General features: G+C 64.7%; 18 protein-coding genes. 12 read left to right on the top strand and 6 right to left on the bottom strand.

Annotation, left to right across the window (positions count from 1 at the left end; translation table 11 throughout):
* Window positions 1-552: 552 nt before the first annotated feature.
* The 3 genes from ASF65_RS20900 to ASF65_RS11770 all read right to left on the bottom strand — a co-directional run bounded on the left by ASF65_RS20900 (window position 553) and on the right by ASF65_RS11770 (window position 1980).
* A complete protein-coding gene (locus ASF65_RS20900) occupies window positions 553-720 on the bottom strand; it encodes a DUF2934 domain-containing protein (RefSeq protein WP_082505491.1) in 168 nt (55 codons plus the stop codon).
* Between the two features lie 700 nt (window positions 721-1420).
* Window positions 1421-1747, bottom strand: coding sequence for a hypothetical protein (locus ASF65_RS21415; RefSeq protein ID WP_156369282.1), 327 nt, complete (start codon window positions 1745-1747; stop codon window positions 1421-1423).
* A 23-nt stretch (window positions 1748-1770) separates the two neighbouring features.
* A complete protein-coding gene (locus ASF65_RS11770) occupies window positions 1771-1980 on the bottom strand; it encodes a cold-shock protein (protein ID WP_055889324.1) in 210 nt (69 codons plus the stop codon).
* A gap of 385 nt (window positions 1981-2365) precedes the next feature.
* Between ASF65_RS11770 and ASF65_RS11765 the strand changes: the two genes are divergently transcribed.
* The 5 genes from ASF65_RS11765 (at window position 2366) to ASF65_RS11750 (ending at window position 4048) form a co-directional block, all read left to right on the top strand.
* The gene (locus ASF65_RS11765) at window positions 2366-2584 is read left to right on the top strand and encodes a hypothetical protein (protein WP_055889321.1); all 219 of its coding nucleotides are present in this window, start codon (window positions 2366-2368) and stop codon (window positions 2582-2584) included.
* Between the two features lie 56 nt (window positions 2585-2640).
* Window positions 2641-2841, top strand: a complete 201-nt coding sequence (locus ASF65_RS11760) for a hypothetical protein (protein WP_055889318.1) — start codon at window positions 2641-2643, stop codon at window positions 2839-2841.
* A complete protein-coding gene (locus ASF65_RS21410) occupies window positions 2838-3008 on the top strand; it encodes a hypothetical protein (protein ID WP_156369281.1) in 171 nt (56 codons plus the stop codon). Before ASF65_RS11760 ends, ASF65_RS21410 begins: the two co-directional genes overlap by 4 nt.
* 5 nt (window positions 3009-3013) lie before the next feature.
* On the top strand, window positions 3014-3265 hold the full coding sequence (locus ASF65_RS11755; RefSeq protein WP_055889316.1) for a hypothetical protein: 252 nt from the start codon (window positions 3014-3016) through the stop codon (window positions 3263-3265).
* A gap of 288 nt (window positions 3266-3553) precedes the next feature.
* A complete protein-coding gene (locus ASF65_RS11750; RefSeq protein ID WP_055889313.1) occupies window positions 3554-4048 on the top strand; it encodes a hypothetical protein in 495 nt (164 codons plus the stop codon).
* Between the two features lie 330 nt (window positions 4049-4378).
* Here ASF65_RS11750 and ASF65_RS11745 read toward each other — a convergent pair whose 3' ends face one another.
* Window positions 4379-5200 (bottom strand): Crp/Fnr family transcriptional regulator, encoded by an 822-nt coding sequence (locus ASF65_RS11745; RefSeq protein WP_244486638.1) that lies wholly within the window; start codon window positions 5198-5200, stop codon window positions 4379-4381.
* 104 nt (window positions 5201-5304) lie between these two features.
* Here ASF65_RS11745 and ASF65_RS11740 point away from each other — a divergent pair, with 104 nt between their 5' ends.
* From ASF65_RS11740 to ASF65_RS11725, 5 genes are all read left to right on the top strand, one after another.
* Complete coding sequence (locus ASF65_RS11740) at window positions 5305-5541, top strand: hypothetical protein (RefSeq protein ID WP_055889308.1); 237 nt, start codon at window positions 5305-5307, stop codon at window positions 5539-5541.
* A 97-nt stretch (window positions 5542-5638) separates the two neighbouring features.
* The gene (locus ASF65_RS11735; RefSeq protein WP_055889305.1) at window positions 5639-6487 is read left to right on the top strand and encodes a universal stress protein; all 849 of its coding nucleotides are present in this window, start codon (window positions 5639-5641) and stop codon (window positions 6485-6487) included.
* 35 nt (window positions 6488-6522) lie between these two features.
* A complete protein-coding gene (locus ASF65_RS21840; RefSeq protein WP_244486637.1) occupies window positions 6523-7104 on the top strand; it encodes a cation-transporting P-type ATPase in 582 nt (193 codons plus the stop codon).
* 26 nt (window positions 7105-7130) lie between these two features.
* Window positions 7131-7346, top strand: coding sequence for a hypothetical protein (locus tag ASF65_RS21835; protein ID WP_200940045.1), 216 nt, complete (start codon window positions 7131-7133; stop codon window positions 7344-7346).
* A gap of 123 nt (window positions 7347-7469) precedes the next feature.
* A complete protein-coding gene (locus tag ASF65_RS11725; RefSeq protein WP_200940044.1) occupies window positions 7470-8156 on the top strand; it encodes a YoaK family protein in 687 nt (228 codons plus the stop codon).
* A 226-nt stretch (window positions 8157-8382) separates the two neighbouring features.
* Here ASF65_RS11725 and ASF65_RS11720 read toward each other — a convergent pair whose 3' ends face one another.
* Complete coding sequence (locus ASF65_RS11720) at window positions 8383-8832, bottom strand: universal stress protein (protein ID WP_055889298.1); 450 nt, start codon at window positions 8830-8832, stop codon at window positions 8383-8385.
* 77 nt (window positions 8833-8909) lie between these two features.
* On the bottom strand, window positions 8910-9284 hold the full coding sequence (locus tag ASF65_RS11715) for a cytochrome c (RefSeq protein ID WP_082505486.1): 375 nt from the start codon (window positions 9282-9284) through the stop codon (window positions 8910-8912).
* Window positions 9285-9570: 286 nt separating this feature from the next.
* On the opposite strand from ASF65_RS11715, the gene ASF65_RS11710 reads away from it, so the two are divergent.
* Complete coding sequence (locus tag ASF65_RS11710; RefSeq protein WP_055889295.1) at window positions 9571-18060, top strand: glucoamylase family protein; 8490 nt, start codon at window positions 9571-9573, stop codon at window positions 18058-18060.
* Entirely contained in the window at window positions 18008-19144 is a 1137-nt protein-coding gene (locus tag ASF65_RS11705) for a 2-hydroxyacid dehydrogenase (protein WP_244486636.1), read from the top strand. Before ASF65_RS11710 ends, ASF65_RS11705 begins: the two co-directional genes overlap by 53 nt.
* The last annotated feature ends 165 nt before the right edge of the window (window positions 19145-19309 follow it).

The raw sequence follows: 19309 nt of genomic DNA, 5'->3' as shown, positions 1-19309 counted from the left end.
CCTCAGCCACGGCCATCTCGATCCGGGCATGCAGGTCGTGACGAAGCCCTTCGACATGACGGTGCTGGCGAACCGCATCAAGGCCATGGTCTCGGACTAAACCAAGGGGCGCTGTGAAGCGGACCCACGACATAGCGGCCATACATCGTACGCCGGAGTGATAGCCGTGTTGCTGTCGGGTCAGGATGAGTGTCGTCATTAGCCTTCTCGCCACCGTACGCTGAACCCACGGCATATCAATCTCAGTTTACGAGCCCTTGGGGATGATGAACGTTTGGAACCCCTCTCTTTAAGCGCTGTTGTCCGCGCTGCCGGGGCTGTACGGGTTATCCGCCAGCGTTTGCCCGGTACGGGCCGCCGAGGCCCCTCTTGGCAGGCATTCGCGTCCCGGGTCTTTTGTGTTTCGACTTGATGTTCCATCGTGTTTAGACCCCAGGAGTTCAACCGCGACATAGAGGGTCGAGGCTAATCAGGAGGCCGAATGCGTTTCTTCCACTCTTAGGCCCACATCGTACAGTTGGAACAACGACAAAAGGTTGGTTTGCAAGGGTCCTATCGAGCGACGGATCGGTCAAGGGTTACTGGGTCGATCTTTTCCCCTTCGATCTCGCGTGACGCTGCGGCCCAGAACTCGTGCTCTTGCCCCCAAGGGCTCCCAGCCTCCTCCCAAAGCTCGTACGCCCGTTCCCTGACCTTGGCATCGAGATTGGTGGGCTCCATCGTCATCCTCCTTGGCTGTGATCAAGAAGACGTTGACCGACCAGATTAGTTTCCAACTATCGAACACATACGAGGCGAGGGGGCGAACATACTGACTGGGTACAATGTGTCGCGGCCAGACCTCCCGTCAGGCTTAGGCGCGGCGGACCTTCAAGCGGGATTTCGCGAACCTATTCATCCAAGCCTTTCGGAGAGAGAAGTCCTCATGCGTATGAGGGCAATGCCCCGAAAATTGCGCCAGATCAAGACCGAACTTGTAGCCTTCCTGGAAGGCGGTCAGCTTTTGGGAAGAAAGTGTATCGAGGTCAACCTCGTACGGTTTGACCTCAAGACCGCCGATCAACGTTAGTCCCCATTCCTAGCGTGCATGTAGTCCGAAATTTCCGTGAGCCGTCCTTCCCAATCGTCCGTTATGACGGCCTGGATCTGTCGGGCTCGGTCGCGCCAAGCATCACTACGAAACAGTATCGGCTCCCGGACGACGACCTCACTTCTCTGGTTGCGTGTCAAACGGCATGCAAAGCTTGCACGCTGAATGCCAGAAGTGTCGATCGACAGTCAGTACGGCAGCAAGGCGAACTGCTGCTTTGACAGCGAGGATCAAGACCAGAATACAAGGTATTCAGACCGACAGGCAGAACCGCCGGCGAACGTGGCCCTCCAATGGAAATCTTACTCGCTTCAAGCGTCCGCCATCATCCTACAGATCAGACAATCGAGTATTTCGATACAGCACTTCCGCCATGGTATTGATCGTAGCCGGCGAATAGACACTGCCGTTCGTCGTCCAAATCCGAGGGTGCAGCCCTTTCGCTGCCTTGTCGTATCGCATCGCCATGGCGAACGCGATCGCTTCGTTCAGGTTCGGCCAGCGCTCGCCCTCATCTCGGCGCCATGAGGCCGGAGAGGGTTTGATCTGCTCGTCGCCCCACAGGAGAATGACGGGTTGAGGATCCTGCATCTCAGAACGACAAAAGGCCGGGCAGCGCCCAACCTTTCCCCATTTCCAGTTCCCATGCAGGTCCATCCGTGACCCTGGGGTGGATCATCTCAGAGAACCTGAAGATTCTCGGCCGCGTTCTTGCCGGAGCGGCGGTCGGCGACGACCTCGAAGCTGACCTTCTGCCCTTCGGCAAGTCCGCGGATGCCGGAGCGCTCCAGCGCGGAGATGTGGACGAAGACGTCGGTGCTGCCGTCTTCGGGAGCGATGAAGCCGAAACCCTTGGTGTCGTTGAAGAACTTGACGGTTCCAGTGGCCATGATGATGCCCCTTCAAAACAAGGCGAATAGCTCGCAGCGCCGTGTGCGCTCCGATGCGTAGATCGACAGTGAGGATGCGTAGATCGACAGTGAGAAAGAGGATCGCTCGGGCGCCTGAGTGCCAAAAATAAGATCGACTACCAAAGTTCGATCAGTGAGAACTACGCTCTCGCCATCCGATTTACAAGGATGGCTAGAAATAAATCTGGCATCGATTTTCCATTCCATAACGCAAAATCGATCCGGTTCGTCGAATTAACGCAATTGGCGTTTGCTATTCGAGAGATCAGGACTATCTCTAGTGCGAGGGCGATGAAGAAATACGGTCTGGCGAGATCCTCAGCCGTCCGTGCCTCTGGCGCTTCCGCCCTACGGAGCCAGTCCCATGTTCGGATACCAAGGCGGCGAGAGCGGCGAAACCGTCGCGCGCAAACGCGGCTACATGGCTGAAGCGCAGCAGCGCTGGCCCTTCCTGACCCGCTTCGATGTCACGACCATCCATAACGAGCAGCAACTCGCCACGATGGTGCGCGACCGCTCGGGTCGGTTGAAAGCTGACGTCGACGAGGAGGTTCATGCCTGGATGCAAGGCAAGACCTTCTAGGCGCGGTTCGACGCTGGCCATCAATCCACCGAACTCATTCATCCAGGAGGTTTCGCATGTCCGTCTCCCGCTTCGCTCCCACACGGGATGCCCATTTGAAGCTCGTCATCGAACTCTTCCCCGGACTTCAAAGCTCGGAGATGCTGACCATCGTCACCTCAATGGCCGATCAGCGGCTTCGCAGGATTCGCATGGAACTTGAGGATCAGGCGAATGCGATCCGCATGCCAACTTCGACGGTGGGAGTACCAACATGAAACCCTCGCTCGCGCAGTTCTATCTCGATCGAGCGGACGAGTCCCGAATGGCCGCAGCCGACGCCTCGCTCGCGAACGTACAGAAGAAGCACAGCGAAGCAGAGGCCACGTGGCGCGCCATGGCGGATCTCGCCACACTTCGCAATGCGGGTGGATTGTCGACTTGAACGTCATGTACGGGTCCGCCGCGAACCTCGTGCTTCTCGCGATGGAATCGCAGCAGGCGATGCATCTCCGGCTCTACCGTCTTGGACTCGGTGGGCCGAAGGCGATCGACGAAGCGAGCCTGATGGTGCGTGAGAAGATCGTGGCCTTTAGCAACGCGATGGCGGCTGCGATGGCCGGCGGATCGTTCGAGAGCCTGATCGACGACTACAGGACCGTCGTTCGAGCCAACATCGAACGCCTGGAGCCGGCGGACTGAAGCGACCCGAGCCCGCTGCCTGCGACCCCAGCGAAGTTTGCTTTTGGCGAACCATTCCCTGCATTTTTGAAAGGTGTCTTTGATGACCCGCCTCCATGCACTCAACGCTGCCAACAAGCACTTCAAGACAGGGGCCTCCTCGGCGTCGCCCCCGTCGACCTTCGAAGCGGTGACGGCCGCCGCACGGGCGACGCGTGCGAAATCCCTTTCGCTTCGGAAGGGGCGCATGGAGCGAGAGGACGCTGCTACCGCGATCTGTCTTCCCGATAGGACGGTGGGGTCAGGCAAATGAGCGGCGCGAAGACGATCGACTACACTCGGCCGGCCGAGGTTTTCTGGTGCGCGTCCGCCAAGCGGCAGATGCCGAAAGGATCACTGAGGTTTCGAAAGTTCGCCACTCTCGATGCGGCAGTCCGGTTTCTTGTCGCGGACAAGAGCGAAAAGCGTTTCCAATGCACGATCGACACGGAAACAGCGCACTACGAGGGCGGCGAGATCGAAGACTTGTTCGATCGTCCGGATTTTCCGGCATCCGACGCGCTACGGTCGCCTCAACCCTCACGTCGGATCGGCATCGATTTCTTTTCCAGACCAGAGATGGTGGCAGCCTACGCGATCACGCGGGACGACCACGGCACCTGGACAGTGACCTCCGCTGCCACGGGGGAGACGGTCTCGATCAACGACGTCGATATGAACCGGATGAGCCTGCCTGACGCGGAGCGCATGATGGACGTTCTGAACAGTGCCGATGGCCCGGATATGCTGGCTCTCGGGCCGTAAATGGCTGCCTCGGACACATCAGGGACTTCTTCCCGACCCGGCATCCATTTACCTGCGTAAAGGCCGGATCGTTGGAAAGTCGCAGCTACCAAATGTCCGCTTTCCGGCTCATAACCGTGTGCTTCTGAATGACGTAGATTGGTCGAAACCCGCCTGACCGCTTCTGGACGTCCGCTTTTTCGAGACCGATCGGCTCTACCGGGTGGATAGCTTCCATTCCGCATTGAGGCTCCAACAGGAGTGAAGCGGACATTGCAGCGATTGGCGCGCCTTCAGAACAGTCCTTGAATCCGAACTTTCGATTGGATGTTTGGTCCGCGTTGGTTGGGATCAAGCGAGGAGCGGGCCATCATGGTCGAGGTAGGCCCTGTCGAAATCGGCGATCGCCACCAAGCGATCGAAATCGTGGAACGTGACCTGCCCGCGCTGGAAGGTCACCAGACCTCCCTCCCTCAACTCGCGCAGTACCCTGTTCACGTGGATGGCGCTGAGGCCCAGCGCGTCCGCCAGCATGTACTGGGACAGTGGGCAGGCGTATCCGTTCTTCGTGCCAAGCCCGACCAGCTTGAGCCGGGCGCCCAGCTCCAGGAGGAAGTGGGCGGTCCGCTCCAGGGCGTCGCGCCGTCCGATCCCGACGAGATGCTCTACGACCATCGCCTCGTCGCGTGAGGCCGCCCAGAGGACGGCGGTGGCAAGGCGCGGCGTCCGGCTGAAGGTGCTCAGGAGGTCGCTTGCCAGAACCTCGGAAGCCTCGACTTTCGTGACCGGCTCGATGTTGTGGTCGGCCGTCCGGAAGAGCACCGACCTCAGGCCGAGGAAGTCGCCCGGAAGTTGGAAGTCGACGATCTGACGCGTGCCGCCGGGCATCAGCTTGTAGGAACACACCCATCCCGACGCCAGGATGAAGGCGGACTGGTTGGTCTGCCCCTCGAACGCCATGTCCCGTCCGAGTGCGAACGAGCGTCGACGGCTATGTAATTCCGAAAGCACTCGAAGCTCTTCCGGCGACAGTGCGACGAACGCCGCGAGCTTCCGTGCAAGAGGGCTATGTTGGAAGTCCATCGATGGGATTTCCTCGAGACCCGTCCCGAAGGACACGCAAATGATGGCGAGTTTTTCAGCGAAATATTTCTTTGCGGATCCGGTCGGCACTGATCTGCATCAGCAAGTCCTACCACATCCATGCGATATTGCGACCTCATCTGAAGGCAAAGGGCATGAACCCTTTTCCGCGATGCCGAGCGAAGGCTGCCTCGATGATCCCAGTGCCCGACGTGAACGGATCGGCGGCACTCGCGATCTGTGAATCTCTCCTGCTGGCCCTGAACGAACGGAACGTGCTGCCCGAGCGCGAGATCGTCGGAATCCTGAAGGATGCCGCGGCGGCCCACGCCGATGCCCCGGGCACCGACGGGCTGGCGGACCACCACCGGGCCGTCGCCGCGTTGATCGACGGCATTCTGGCGGGCGGCAACTCCGTCCGGCGCCGATAGCGCGCCGACGCCTGCGACAGCCTCAGCCCTTCGGCTTTCCGAAGGTCCGCGAACCGTTCCGTCCGGAACGGTCGCCAAGCCAATGGAGCATCCACCGATGTCACGCCAGTTCAAGAACGTCTTCGTCGTCCTAGCGCCCCAGGAGAAGACCGTCGAGAACCCAACCGCGGCGATGAGGATGGCGCTGGCCTTGGCTCGGGAGGACGGAGCCTTCGTTACGGTCAGCTTCCTGTCCCCTCAGCCCGCCTGGATCCCGGTCAGTCTTTTCTCCGACGCCCCGGGCCACATGATCGCGGCCGAACGCAGGCGGCTCGACGCCCTGGCGGAGTCGTGCCTGGCCGACGCCGCGAAGTCGGCCCACGCCGCAAACGTCCCTTCGAGCACGGAATTCCTGTCCCTTCACTTCCCAGCCTTGATGGGGCGGGCGACGCGATTGGCACAGTTGCAGGACGTCGTCGTGATGGACGCGAGAAGCGCCGCTCTCCTCGAATATCCGGAGATCGTCGAGGGCATGCTGTTCCGGAGCGGGCGCCCGGTCGTCCTTGTGCCCGAAGGCTGGGACCGCGGACCTCCACGGACCGTCTCGATCGCTTGGGACGGCAGCATCCAGGCGACGCGTGCCGTCGCCGACGCGCTGCCGATCCTACAGAAGGCGGAAAAGGTCCGCGTGGTCACGGTCACGGGCGAGAAGGACCTCGGAAACGAGACGCCGAGCGAACGCCTGGCTGTCTATCTCGGGCGCCACGGCGTGCAGGTGCGCGAAGAGGCTCTCACCGCGCCAAACGGAAGGGTCGCCGATACGCTCCGCGCCCATTTCGTGGCCAACGACTCGGACATGCTGGTGATGGGTGCCTACGCGCATTCGCGCCTGCACGAGGCAGTCCTCGGTGGGGTCACGCGCACCCTTCTCGCCGCCGCCCCGATACCCCTGTTTCTGAGCCACTGAGCGTCGGAAACCGGCCGAGGCATCCAACGGAAACCGTGCACGCGCAACTCCAGGATCACGAGACCGAATGGACAACCTCATTGAGCCCGACCTCGGCGCATCCACCACGGCAATTCCCGAGTCGCTGTTCCATGCCCGGTTCTCCGACGACGTCCTTCGATCGGTCGGAGGCTGCCTCGGGGGGGCTAACTGCGCGCGAAGCGGCCGAGAGACTGCGAACCAGCGGACCGAACGAACTCCCTCAGGCCCTCGGTGTCCATCCGGTCGTTCGCTTCCTCGCGCAGTTCAACAACGCACTGATCTACTTCCTCATCGCGGCGGCCGTGGCGACGGCGCTGCTCGGCCAGTTCGTGGACACGACCGTCATCGTGGCGGTCGTGATCGTCAACGCGATCGTCGGCTTCGTCCAGGAGGGCAAGGCCGAGAAGTCCCTCGACGCCATTCGAACAACTCGCAAAGGAAATGAGCCATGTCCACCGTCACGCCGGATACCGTCGAACGTTCTCGGCTACGCCAAGCCGCCCTATCACGCTGGGACAACGAGGGCGGCGCCGGAAGCGGAAGACCCGAAAGGATCGACTCCTTTCGCAGGCAAGAAGCCGATGCCACGAAGCTAACGGATACCGAGCTGGTTCATCTGCGCTTGCGAGTGATCGCACTCGAGAACCTCATGATCTCGATCCTCGCCGGGTCGTCCGAATGGCAGCTTCGAGAGGCGCGGGCGATGGCGGCCTACATCTCACCGCGTCCCGGCGCCACCCAACATCCGCTGACGATCCACGCGGCGGAACACATGGTCGATCTCGTCCAGCGGGCCGTCCATTTCCGCTCCCCGTCAGTGACCTACCCTGAGACGTGACGGAGTTGCATATTCACCAAGACGCGATCGGGCAGGAAGCTTTACCCTGAGACGCAGGCGATCGACTGCTGGTAGCGGAAGCCGCGATAGGCTTCTCAGTCATGGGATCGAACGATCGGTGGGTTGACGACGGGCAGCGGAATGACATGCTACGACAAACGGTTCTGGCTACTGGTCGTGGGCCTGTCCGGGGTTGCCGGCTATGTGGACGCGATCGGGTTCATCAAGCTTGCTGGCCTCTTCGTGTCGTTCATGAGCGGCAACTCCACTTGGCTCGGGGTGGGCGCCGTCACGGATCCGCAGACGGCGGTCACCGCCATGTGCGTCGTTTCCGCCTTCGTCGCGGGCGTGATGGCCTCAACGCTGATCGCGGTGGCCGCTGGCTCGCGCAGGAAGCCTGTCGTGCTGGTGTTCGTCGCGGCGATCCTGGCGATCGCCGCCATTGGGAACGGGCGTTTCCCGGACGAGTGGACGGCGGTTGCGTTGGCGATGTCCATGGGTGCCGTCAACACCGTCTTCCAACGGTCCGGCGAGGTGAGCATAGGCGTCACATACATGACGGGAACGCTCGTGAAGCTCGGTCAACGAATGGCCGGCGCTTTGGTCGGCGGTCCGCCTTGGGCGTGGCTACCGTACCTGGTGCTTTGGGGTACTCTCGTGGGTGGCGCCGCCGTCGGCACGATCGCCCACTCACGGCGTGGCACCATCAGCATCTGGATCGCCGCGGCGGCAATGATGCTCTTATCATGCTACGCTGCGATCCTCGGTCCCGTAGAACCCGCAGCGGCACGGTCTCCAAAAGACGCCTGACGACCCGTCGCCGTTGCGATGTCAGCGCGCAGCCTTCACTAATGTCGTCTCGAGGCTCTGCAAGCCCGTCCGCTGTCGGGTCGCAACGAGCCGCTCGACGAAGAATCGATTTGCCGTTGAGCACAGCGCAGGGCTAACCGCGCGTCGCCAGCGGAATGACTGGTTGATAGCAGCGACCTAGGAGCAAAGAACGCGCAGGTCCATGGATCGGGCATGGACGCACCTCCTAGCGCACGACGAGCACCGACACTTCGGCACCTTGGACCACGCGCGCGGCCTGGCTGCCCATGACGAAGCGCTCGAAGCCACGGAGGCCGTGCGAGGCAAGGACGATCAGGTCGCAGGAGCGGAACCTGGCAGCCTCGAGTATGGCCGCCGCGGGGGCGCTGTTTTCGATGTGGAGCGTCTCGCAGTCCACGGCGCGGGCCGCGGCTTTCCCGCCGGCCTCGGCAAGGATGCGTTCCGCCACCGACTTGCAGGTGGTGTTGTAGCTCTCGATCTCCTTGGGATCCTGAAACAGGCCCATCTTGGAGGCGAGGTCGTAGACCGGGAACGGTTCGCTGACGGTGAGGACGGTCACCTTTGCCCCGGCGAACTCGGCGATGTCCAAACCCGCCGTCAGCCCGCCCTTGGACTGCTCGGATCCGTCCACCGCGATGAGTATGTGCCTGTACATGGTGTCTCTCCGGGTTGCAGGCGACTGGCCGGGGTTCCCGGCATCCGTCGCGGACGTGGTCGGGTGGTACGTGGACGTCAGTTCGGCGACGATCGGAGGCTCTTCATGTAGCCGACAAGCTCGCCGACCTCCTGTGACGACAGCTTGAAGACGGGCATCGGCGAATGGCCGACGAAGATCCCTTCCGCCAAGGCCTCCTCGATGCTCTCGACGGGATAGCGTTCGTGAAGGGAACGGAACTGCGGCGCCGACTCCAGAGGGCTCATGCCGGAGGAGCCGACCGCATGGCATTGGGAGCACTTGGTCTCGGCGATCGCGCGCCCGGCTGACAGGTCCTCGGCCATCGTGGCCGTGACGGCGCCCGAGAGCAGCGCGCACAAGCCCAGAGCCCCGCGTTGGAGGCGCAGGTTGCCGAGCCGGACCCGCCAATGAAGAACGGGCGTCGCGGCCATGCTTATCTCCCCGGTGGCCAGTCCGGGACGGCCCGGCGGTCCGTGTCTTATGGGGCGGGTTTTCACTTCCCTCGCTAACCTGGATCAGCTTTCCGGATCGCAACCGTGCGAAAGTGCGCGATCACCTTCTGACAGGGAGCCGACCCGGCGCGGCAAGACGTCCGGTCCCCGACGCGGACCGCGTCGCCACTTCCGTTTCCGCATTGTCCGCTGATGCGTCCGATACGGGTGCATGAGAGATCGCATGTCCTCCTGCATTCAAAAACCTTCCGAGGACGACGACGCAATGTACACTCATCGATCGATTATCGCTTGGTGCAGGACGGCGCCGTCATGGGCCGGTGCCGGCCCCATTCGTGAAGAACTCTTCGGAGCGGACCGTCTCGAGCAACATGCCGAGACCTTGGCCGCGGCCGACTCCGTCGAGGACAGACACGCAGCGGTCTACTCCCTCCACGACCGCCTTGCGGAAAACGCGAGGGTCCTGCTCGCGGCCTACCGGGCGAGCGCCGCCGACGTCGCGTCGGGACAGGGTGTCGTCCCCGCCGCGGAGTGGCTGCTCGACAACTACCATATCGTCGAGAAGCAGGTCCGCGAGATCCAGACCGACCTGCCGAGGGGATACTATCGGCAGCTACCCAAGCTCGCCGCCGGTCCCTTCGTTGGCTATCCCCGTGTGTTCGGCATCGCCTGGGCGTACGTGGCCCATACGGACAGCAACTTCGAGCCCGAAAGCCTCGAAAGGTTCGTTGCGGCCTACCAACGCGTCCAGCCGCTGACGATCGGAGAGCTCTGGGCCATCGCGATCACCCTGCGCATCGTGCTGGTCGAGAACCTGAGACGCTTGGCGGACCAGATCACCACCGCGAAAATCGCCCGCGACGATGCGGACGCCATGGCGGATGCCGTGCTCGTCGCGGGGCACGAACGCCAGGCGCTCGAGATCGACATCCTGTCGCGTCCGAAAGACCCGTTGTCCGAGCACTTCGCGGCACAGTTGGCCAAGCGGTTGCGTGACCAGGATCCTCGAACCACGCCAGCCTTGCAGTGGCTTGAGGAGCGGCTTGGACATCAGTCCCTTTCGGTGGATCAAGCTGTCCATCACGCGCAGCAGAGTCTCGGCATCTCCAACGTCACCATGCGGAACATCGTCACCAGCATGCGCATGATGTCGGACATCGACTGGGCCGACTTCTTCGAGAGCGTCAGTCTCGTGGATGTCCTGCTTCGGCGGTCGGGCAGCTTCGACGCCATGGATTTCCCGACCCGCAACCTGTACCGGAGCGCGGTCGAGCACCTCGCACGCGGTTCCGCACTCACCGAGCAGGACATCGCCGACAGGGCCGTGGACGTCGCCGCCGACGCCGCGCGGTCAGCGACCGACGACGAGGCGCGACGTGTCGGGGACCCGGGCCATCACCTCGTAGGGGAGGGGCGGCCGGCCTTCGAACGGACCGTTTCCTACAGGCCCGGACCGCGGGCGTCGTTCCGGCGCCTCAGTTCGCGTCTCGGCATCTGGGGGTATCTGGGATCGATCCTGGTGCTGACGGCGGCGTTCCTGGCGCTCGCCGCGTGGGCGATGTCCCTTGCGTCGCTCGGCGTCGGCTGGCTCGCCGCTTTCCTCGTTCTCGCCTTCGTGCCGGCCAGCGAGGTCGCGACCGTCCTCGTCGACCGCGCCTTGACGCTCGGCCTCGGAGCCACTGCCCTTCCGGGATTGGCTCTCGCGGACGGCGTTCCGACGGCCGAGCGGACGCTCGTCGCCGTGCCGACCCTGATGACGGACGAAGCCGATCTTCTCGAGCAGATCGGACGCCTTGAGGTCCATCATCTCTCGGGAGCCGGGGGCGACCTCACCTTCGCCCTGCTGGTCGACGGCCTCGACGCCGACTACGAAACCGTCGAGGGCGACGAGGCCCTGCTGCGCATCGGGGTCGCCGCCATCGACGAACTCAACCGTCGCCACGGCCCGGGCCCGGGCGGGGCACGCTTCCTTCTTCTCCACCGTCGCCGTGTCTACGACGCGGGCGAAGGGGTGTGGATGGGGTGGGAGCGCAAGCGCGGCAAGCTGCACGAGCTGAACCGTCTCCTGCGCGGCGCCGAGGATACGACCTTCGAACCGATCGCAGGACGTCTGCCGAAGGTGCCGGGCGGCGTCCGCTACGTCATCACCCTCGACGCCGACACGCGCCTGCCCCGGGACGCCGCGACACGTCTCGTCGGCAAGATGGCCCATCCCCTGAACCGTCCGAGGTTCGATGCGCGGAGCCGTCGCGTCGTTTCGGGCTACGGCATCCTCCAGCCACGCGTCACGCCCTCGCTCCCGATCGGGCGTGAAGGCTCGTTCTTCCAACGGGTCGTCTCAGGGCCGGGAGGCATCGACCCCTACGCCGCGGCCGTGTCCGACGTCTACCAGGACCTTTTCGGGGAGGGGTCGTTCACTGGCAAGGGCATCTACGACGTCGACGCCTTCGAGATGGCGCTGGCGGGCCGCGTTCCCGCGAGCGCGATGCTGAGCCATGATCTCTTCGAGGGAATCTTCGCCCGGGCCGGCCTCGCGTCCGACGTCGAAGTATTGGAGGAGCAGCCCTCTCGGTACGACGTGGCCGCCAAGCGACGGCACCGCTGGACGCGGGGCGACTGGCAGCTCCTTCCCTGGGCGCTCGGCCGGTCGCCGATCGGCGACGGCCTTCCGGCGGTCGGTCGCGGCAAGGTCGTCGACAACCTGCGACGTTCGCTGGTCGCGCCGACCACCTTCGCGTTGATCGTCCTGTGCTGGCTGCTTCCGTTGCCGTCCGCGGCCGTCGGCATCCTTCTCGTCCTCGCGGCCCTTGCGGTGCCAACAATTCTCCAGGCGATCTTCACGCTCGTTCCCGGTGCACCCCGCATCCGGCTTCGCAACCACATCGGGATGCTCGTCGGCGATCTGCGCATGGGACTGGCACAGGTCGTCCTGTCGCTGGCCTTCCTGCCCGACCAGGCTTGGCAGATGGTGGACGCCATCTCGCGGACGCTGTGGCGCCTCTACGTCAGCCGCCGCCACCTCCTGGAGTGGACGACGGCGGCGCAATCTTCTGGCAGTCCGCGACTGGATGCGATCGGCTTCTATCGCCGGATGGCCGGGGGGACCGTCGTTTCCCTCACGGCCGTCCTGTTCGCGCTTGCCGTCGCGCCGGGCTCCTGGCCAGTCGTCGTGCCGTTCGCGTTGCTCTGGCTGGCGGCGCCAGCCGTGGCCCTCTGGTCGAGCCGCTCGCCGACCGCTTCCGGCCGCCTCGGGATCTCGACGGACGAGGCAAGGAGCCTGCGTCTGATCGCGCGGCGCACCTGGCGCTTCTTCGAGACGTTCGTCACGCCGGCCGACAACATGCTGCCGCCCGACAACTTCCAGGAGGACCCGAAGCCCGTCGTCGCGCGCCGGACCTCGCCGACCAACGTCGGGCTCTACCTGCTGTCGTCGGTCGCCGCGCGGGACTACGGCTGGACGGGAACGTTGGAGACCGTGGAACGGCTGGAAGCGTGCTTCGCGTCCCTGGTCAAGCTCCAGCGCTTTCGGGGACACTTCCTGAACTGGTATGCGACCGAGGATCTCCGGCCGCTCGATCCTGCCTACGTCTCCTCCGTCGACAGTGGCAACCTTGCGGGCCATCTCATCGCCTTCGCGAACGCTTGCGAGGAGTGGGAGAAGGCCCCGATCGAGGCCGACGTGCGCTCGGGTCTGTCCGACACCCTGGACATGGTGCGTGGCGCTCTCGCGTCATTCCCCATCGCCGATCCGCGTCCGCTCGGCGACATACTCGACCGGATCGAAGCCCTCCTGAAAGATGCCTTGCCCATCGAGGCCAGTCTCGCGGTTATCCGACACCTGACGCAGGACGCGTCCCGGGCGGTCCCCGACGACACCGCGACGACCGGCGGGGAGTGGTCGGACGTCCGCTACTGGACGCGGGCTTTGGGCATGCGCGTCGACGAGCACTCCCGCGACCTGTCGAACGTCGCCAGCGCGCCGGGCATGTTGGAGCGAAGGCTCTTGGAGCTGGCCGCCGGAGCGCGGACGATGGCGATGGAGATGGATTTCGCCTTTCTCGTCGATCCCGACCGCAAGCTTCTGTCGATCGGGTATTCGGTTGCCGACGAGCGGCTCGATGCCAGTTGCTACGACCTCTTGGCGTCCGAGGCGCGCCTCGCCAGTCTTTTCGCCATCGCGAAGGGCGACGCACCGACACGCCACTGGTTCCGCCTAGGGCGGACGGCGACACCGCTCGGCAACGGCTCTGCCCTGGTATCGTGGTCGGGCTCGATGTTCGAATACCTCATGCCATCTCTTGTGATGCGCGCCCCGGCGACCAGCTTGCTCGCCGACACCAACCGTCTCGTGGTCGAGCGCCAGCAGGCCTATGGCCGATCCCTGAACATCCCGTGGGGCATTTCGGAATCGGCCTACAACGCCCGCGACATGGAGTTGACCTACCAGTACTCGAACTTCGGCGTGCCGGGACTTGGACTGAAGCGAGGCCTTGCGGACAATCGCGTCGTCGCTCCCTATGCGACCGGGCTCGCTGCGATGGTCGACCCGCTGGGTGCGCTGCGCAACTTTGGGCGTCTCGAAGGGCTCGGGGCACGGGGCCGCTTCGGCTTCTACGATGCGCTCGACTTCACGCGTTCGCGGGTCCCTGAGGGTGCCGAGGTCGCGATCGTGCGCAACTACATGGCCCATCATCAGGGCATGACGATCGTCGCGATCGCCAACGCCGTCGGCGGCGGCCCCATGCGGGACCGTTTCCACCGGGAGCCGATGATCCGCGCAAGCGAACTCTTGTTGCAGGAACGCATGCCCCGGGACGTTTCCGATGCCCACCCGAGGGCGGAGGATGTCCGGGACATCTCCTCGAACCCCGCGTCGGCGAAGTCGACGGTCCGGCGCCTGAAGACCTCGCCAGGGGCGGCGCCGGTGACACATCTCCTGTCCAACGGACGCTACACGGTCATGCTCACGGCGACGGGGGCTGGCTACAGCCGCTGGCGGGACATCGCGGTGTCGCGCTGGCACGGCGATCCGACCCGCGACGCGCAAGGTTCGTTCGTCTTCCTCCGGGACGTCGCGACCTCGAAGGTATGGTCTCCCGGTCTCCAGCCGGACGGCCCATCCGACGCCGATGAAGTCGTCCTCTTCGACGAGGACCATGCCAAGTTCTCAAGACGCGAGGACACGCTGACGACGGCCATGGAGGTCTTGGTTTCCGGTGAGGACGACGGAGAGGTTCGCCTTGTCTCCATCACCAACGCTGGTTCGGAGCGACGTGAGATCGAGCTTACCTCCTACGCGGAGCTTGTCCTGACGACACCGGCGACAGACGATGCGCACCCGGCTTTCGCCAAGATGTTCGTGGAAACCGAGTATCTGTCGGAGTTCGGTGCCCTCGTTGCGACACGCCGCCGGCGTTCTCCCGCCGAGCCGGAGATCTGGGCCGCCCATACGGCTGTCGTGCAGGGCGAAGTGTCCGCTCCGCTGCAATACGAAACGGATCGAGCGCGTTTCCTCGGGCGAGGACGTACCGTCGCGACGGCCATGGCCATGAGCAACGGGACGTCACTGACGAACACCGTCGGCACAGTCCTCGATCCCGTCTTCTCGCTGCGCCATCGGGTCGGCGTGCCGCCCGGCAAGGTCGTGCGCATCGCGTTCTGGACGCTCATCGCCTCCTCGCGGGCGGCCCTTCTCGATCTTATCGACAAGCACCAAGACCGCAACGGCGTGGAGCGGGCCCGGACGCTAGCCTGGACGCAGGCCCAGGTGCAGCTTCGTCACATCGGCGTCACGCCCGAGGAAGCGGCCGACTTCCAGCGGCTTGCCGCACCGCTCATCTATGCCGACCGACGGTTCCGGCCGTCCTCTGACGCCATCCTGCGCGGTGCGGGTCCGCAGTCCGGCCTCTGGCAGCATTCGATATCCGGCGACCTCCCGATCGTGCTTCTGAAGATCGACGACATCCAGGACATCGAGCAGGTCCGACAACTGCTCCGCGCCCACGAGTACTGGCGCATGAAACGGCTTGCCGTCGATCTCGTCATCGTCAACGAGCGGGCATCCTCCTATGTTCAGGATCTTCAGGTCGCCATCGAGACGGCAGTCCGCAGCAGCCAGTCGCGGCCGCGCCTAGGCGCTGAACTCGCGGAGGGTTCCGCGTATGTCCTGCGCGCCGACCTGATGAGCACGCAGTCTCGCCTGCACCTCGACGCGGTCGCCCGCGTCGACTTCGTCGCCCGCCGCGGCGCGATCGCGGAGCAACTCGCTCGCGTGCAGCGGGAGTACCCGGGTTCTCCGCCCGCGTTTCCCTCGAAACGTCGGCCGGCCCGGGGAACGCTCCGGCCGAACCTGCCGGACCTCGAGTTTTTCAACGGTTTCGGCGGCTTCGACAAGGAGGGGCGGGAGTATGTCACCGTCCTCGAACCCGGCGTCGCCACGCCCGCGCCATGGATCAACGTTGTCTCCAACCCGTCGTTCGGCTTCCAGGCTTCGGCCGAGGGCGCGGGGTACACCTGGGCCGGGAACAGCCGCGAGAACCAGTTGACGCCCTGGTCGAACGATCCGGTGAGCGATCCTCCGGGCGAAGCCTTCTACGTTCGGGACGAGGACACCCTTGAGATCCTCAGTCCGACGGCCCGACCCGTCGTGAGCCACGGCGCGCATATCGCCAGGCACGGTTGGGGCTACAGCCGCTTCGAACACGAGGCGGGAGGGCTCCATCTCGATCTCTTGCAGTTCGTGCCGCTCGCGGATCCCGTGAAGATCTCCCGGCTGAGGATCCGAAACACTTCCGAAGCGCCGCGCCGGCTAACCGTCACGGCTTATGCGGAACTCGTGCTAGGCACCTCGCGAACCACCTCGGGATCATTTCTGACGACTGAGATGGACGAAGCCACCGGGGCCATGTTTGCCCGCAATCCCTGGAGCACGGCGTTCCCCGGTCGCGTCGCTTTCGCCGATCTTCTCGGACGCCAGACGAGTTGGTCGGGGGACAGGACGGAGTTCCTCGGTCGGGGGGGATCGCTGGGAGTTCCTGCTGCGCTCGAGCGGCATGAGCCCCTTTCCGGCAGGACAGGCGCCGGTCTGGATCCGTGCGCGGCGCTGGCGACCCATGTCGAGGTCCCCGTCGGCGAGACCGTCGAGATCGTCTCGTTGCTCGGACAGGGCGGTTCCGCGGAGGAGGCGCGCGGCCTCGTCGAGCGCTACCGGGCGGCCAGCCTCGACGCTGTCTTCGCCGAGGTCCGCAATCACTGGACCGATCTTCTGGGCACCGTCACTGTCAGGACGCCGGACCGGGCGATGGACATCATGCTGAACGGCTGGCTCCTCTACCAGACGCTCGCGTGCCGCATCTGGGCACGGTCGGCCTTCTACCAGGCGAGCGGAGCCTACGGTTTCCGCGACCAGTTGCAGGACGGCATGGCGTTGACCTTCGCCCGTCCGGAGACGACGCGTCATCACCTCCTACGAGCCGCCGGTCGCCAGTTCGTCGAGGGCGACGTGCAGCATTGGTGGCTGCCGCAGTCGGGGCAGGGCGTGCGGACGCGCATCTCGGACGACCGCGTCTGGCTCGCCTTCGCCGCGGCGACCTACGTTCGCGCCTCGGGCGATGCGGCCGTGCTCGACGAGGACGTTCCGTTCCTGACGGGCCCTCAGTTGGCTCCGGGCGAGCACGATGCCTTCTTCCAGCCCATGCAGGCGGACGAGTCGGCAACGCTCTTCGAGCACTGCGCGAGGGGACTGGACCAGTGCCTCGAGCTAACCGGAGACCTCGGCCTGCCGTTGATCGGCACCGGGGACTGGAACGACGGCATGAACCGCGTCGGCGAGGCGGGACGGGGCGAGAGTGTCTGGCTCGGCTGGCTTCTCCTGCGCACCATCGCGATCTTTTCCCCGCTGGCCGAAGGCCGCGACCCCGAGCGCGTCGACCGCTGGCGCAAGCACGCGGAGGAAGTGCGGTCGGCGATCGAGCGGGAGGCTTGGGATGGAGCGTGGTACAGGCGCGCCACCTTCGACGACGGGACTTGGCTCGGATCGACCGCGAGCGAGGAATGCCGGATCGACAGCATCGCGCAGTCGTGGGCCGTCTTGTCCGGGGCGGCCCGGCCCGAACGGGCGAAGCAGGCCATGGCGTCGCTCGGTGCGGAACTCGTTCGCCCGGACGAGGGGCTGGCGCTGCTCTTCACGCCTCCCTTCGACCGTACGCCGCACGACCCAGGCTACATCAAGGGGTATCCGCCGGGATTGCGCGAGAACGGGGGCCAGTACAGCCATGCCGCGATGTGGGCCGTGTTTGCCCACGCTCAACTCGGCGACGGTGAGAAGGCCCATGCGCTCTTCGCTCTCCTCAACCCGATCAACCATGCGCGGAACCGCGCGGATGCCGAACGGTACAAAGTCGAGCCCTATGTCGTCGCCGCGGACGTCTATTCGGTACCTCCCCATGCGGGACGCGGTGGCTGGACCTGGTACACGGGTTCCGCCGGATGGATGTACCGGGCAGGGATCGAGGGCATTCTCGGAATTCGCCGGGAAGGCGACACGTTCGTGATCGACCCCTGCCTGCCGCCGTCCTGGCCGATGTTCGAGGCCTCCATGGCGACGGGCGCCTCACGCTGCGACGTTCGCGTCCACAACCGCCACGGCGCAGACGGACGCCGTGTGGAGGTCGACGGTCGACCGCAGGAAGCGTCCGGCACCGATGTTCGCGTTCCCATCGATGCAGTGGCCCGGAGGGTTGAGATATGGCTGTAGGCAACACATCGAGGATGCCCCCGACCCATCGACGCGGTCTTGGCGGGCGCACCGTCGTCGCCGACGGGAGGGGCGTCCCGGCAAGACCGCGGTCTTCAGCGCCCAGTCCTACGACCGTCGCTCGCTCAACGAGGCGAACGCTCGGGAAGACGCTCATGGAGGGCTCGACCTAGTCTATCTGGACGCCGCGCTGTCCGCGCGGACGGCTGCCCTGGCGAACGGCTGCGAAGCCGTCTGCCTCTTCGTCAACGACCAGGCGGATGCCAGGGTACTGGAGGCGCTCGTCGCCGCCGGCGTGCGCGCTGTGTTCCTCAGATGCGCCGGGTTCAACAACGTCGACGTCGCCGCGGCATCCCGGCTGGGCCTCTTCGTCGCGCGGGTCCCGGCCTATTCGCCCGAGGCCGTCGCCGAGCATGCCATCGCGCTGGTCATGACGTTGAACCGCCAGACGCACCGCGCCTTCAACAGGGTGCGGGAGGGCAACTTCATGCTCGACGGACTGTTGGGAATGACGCTGCACGGCAAGACGGTCGGCATCGTCGGTACCGGACGGATCGGGCTCGCGACGGCCCGCATCCTGAAAGGCATCGGCTGCCGGGTGCTCGGAAGCGATCCGGTCCGCTCGGAGGCGTTCGACGCGATCGGCGAGAGGGTCGACCTCGAGACGCTGCTGTCCCGGTCCGACGTCGTCACGTTGCACTGTCCGCTGTCGGAGGCGACGCGACATCTGATCAACGAACGGTCGCTGGCGCTGATGAGGCCGGGAGCGATGCTCGTCAACACCTCCCGCGGCGCGCTGGTCGACACGGGCGCCGTCATCCTGGCGCTGAAGTCCCGCCACCTCGGATCCCTGGCGATCGACGTCTACGAGCAGGAGGGGCCGCTCTTCTTCCAGGACCGCTCGTCCGAGATCATCGACGACGACGTCTTCCAGAGGTTGATGACCTTCCCGAACGTGCTCGTCACGGGACACCAGGGGTTCTTCACGGTCGAGGCCCTGCGGGAGCTCGCCGAGACCACGCTCGACAACATGCGGTGCTTCCTGGACGGCACCGACTGCGAGAACAGGGTCCCCGGTACCTGACCCGCCCGGCACGCAACCGGGCGTCCCCGCGACGACGCACGTTTCGAGGACGATGACCGCATGTGGCAGCAACTCTACGACCCGCTTGGCAACCCGTACCTCTCGGCGCTGGCGGGCACGATCCCGATCCTGTCCTTCCTCTTCGCCCTGACGCTCCTGAAGCTG

The organism is Aureimonas sp. Leaf324 (genome assembly GCF_001423245.1).
In the GTDB taxonomy this organism is placed as follows: Bacteria; Pseudomonadota; Alphaproteobacteria; order Rhizobiales; family Rhizobiaceae; genus Aureimonas.
The sequence above is the reverse complement of the archived record's forward strand: the minus strand, read 5'-3'. Positions and strand labels throughout refer to the sequence as shown.

Bases quoted from the DNA above. Each gene is read 5' to 3' on its own strand.
- ASF65_RS11750 (WP_055889313.1), top strand. From the start codon at position 3,554: ATGAGCGGCGCGAAGACGATCGACTACACTCGGCCGGCCGAGGTTTTC.
- ASF65_RS11740 (WP_055889308.1), top strand. From the start codon at position 5,305: ATGATCCCAGTGCCCGACGTGAACGGATCGGCGGCACTCGCGATCTGT.
- ASF65_RS21415 (WP_156369282.1), bottom strand. From the start codon at position 1,747: ATGGACCTGCATGGGAACTGGAAATGGGGAAAGGTTGGGCGCTGCCCG.
- ASF65_RS11710 (WP_055889295.1), top strand. From the start codon at position 9,571: ATGTACACTCATCGATCGATTATCGCTTGGTGCAGGACGGCGCCGTCA.
- ASF65_RS11755 (WP_055889316.1), top strand. From the start codon at position 3,014: ATGTACGGGTCCGCCGCGAACCTCGTGCTTCTCGCGATGGAATCGCAG.
- ASF65_RS11720 (WP_055889298.1), bottom strand. From the start codon at position 8,832: ATGTACAGGCACATACTCATCGCGGTGGACGGATCCGAGCAGTCCAAG.
- ASF65_RS11760 (WP_055889318.1), top strand. From the start codon at position 2,641: ATGTCCGTCTCCCGCTTCGCTCCCACACGGGATGCCCATTTGAAGCTC.
- ASF65_RS21410 (WP_156369281.1), top strand. From the start codon at position 2,838: ATGAAACCCTCGCTCGCGCAGTTCTATCTCGATCGAGCGGACGAGTCC.
- ASF65_RS11765 (WP_055889321.1), top strand. From the start codon at position 2,366: ATGTTCGGATACCAAGGCGGCGAGAGCGGCGAAACCGTCGCGCGCAAA.
- ASF65_RS11770 (WP_055889324.1), bottom strand. From the start codon at position 1,980: ATGGCCACTGGAACCGTCAAGTTCTTCAACGACACCAAGGGTTTCGGC.
- ASF65_RS11715 (WP_082505486.1), bottom strand. From the start codon at position 9,284: ATGGCCGCGACGCCCGTTCTTCATTGGCGGGTCCGGCTCGGCAACCTG.
- ASF65_RS11705 (WP_244486636.1), top strand. From the start codon at position 18,008: ATGTTCGCGTTCCCATCGATGCAGTGGCCCGGAGGGTTGAGATATGGC.
- ASF65_RS20900 (WP_082505491.1), bottom strand. From the start codon at position 720: ATGGAGCCCACCAATCTCGATGCCAAGGTCAGGGAACGGGCGTACGAG.
- ASF65_RS11735 (WP_055889305.1), top strand. From the start codon at position 5,639: ATGTCACGCCAGTTCAAGAACGTCTTCGTCGTCCTAGCGCCCCAGGAG.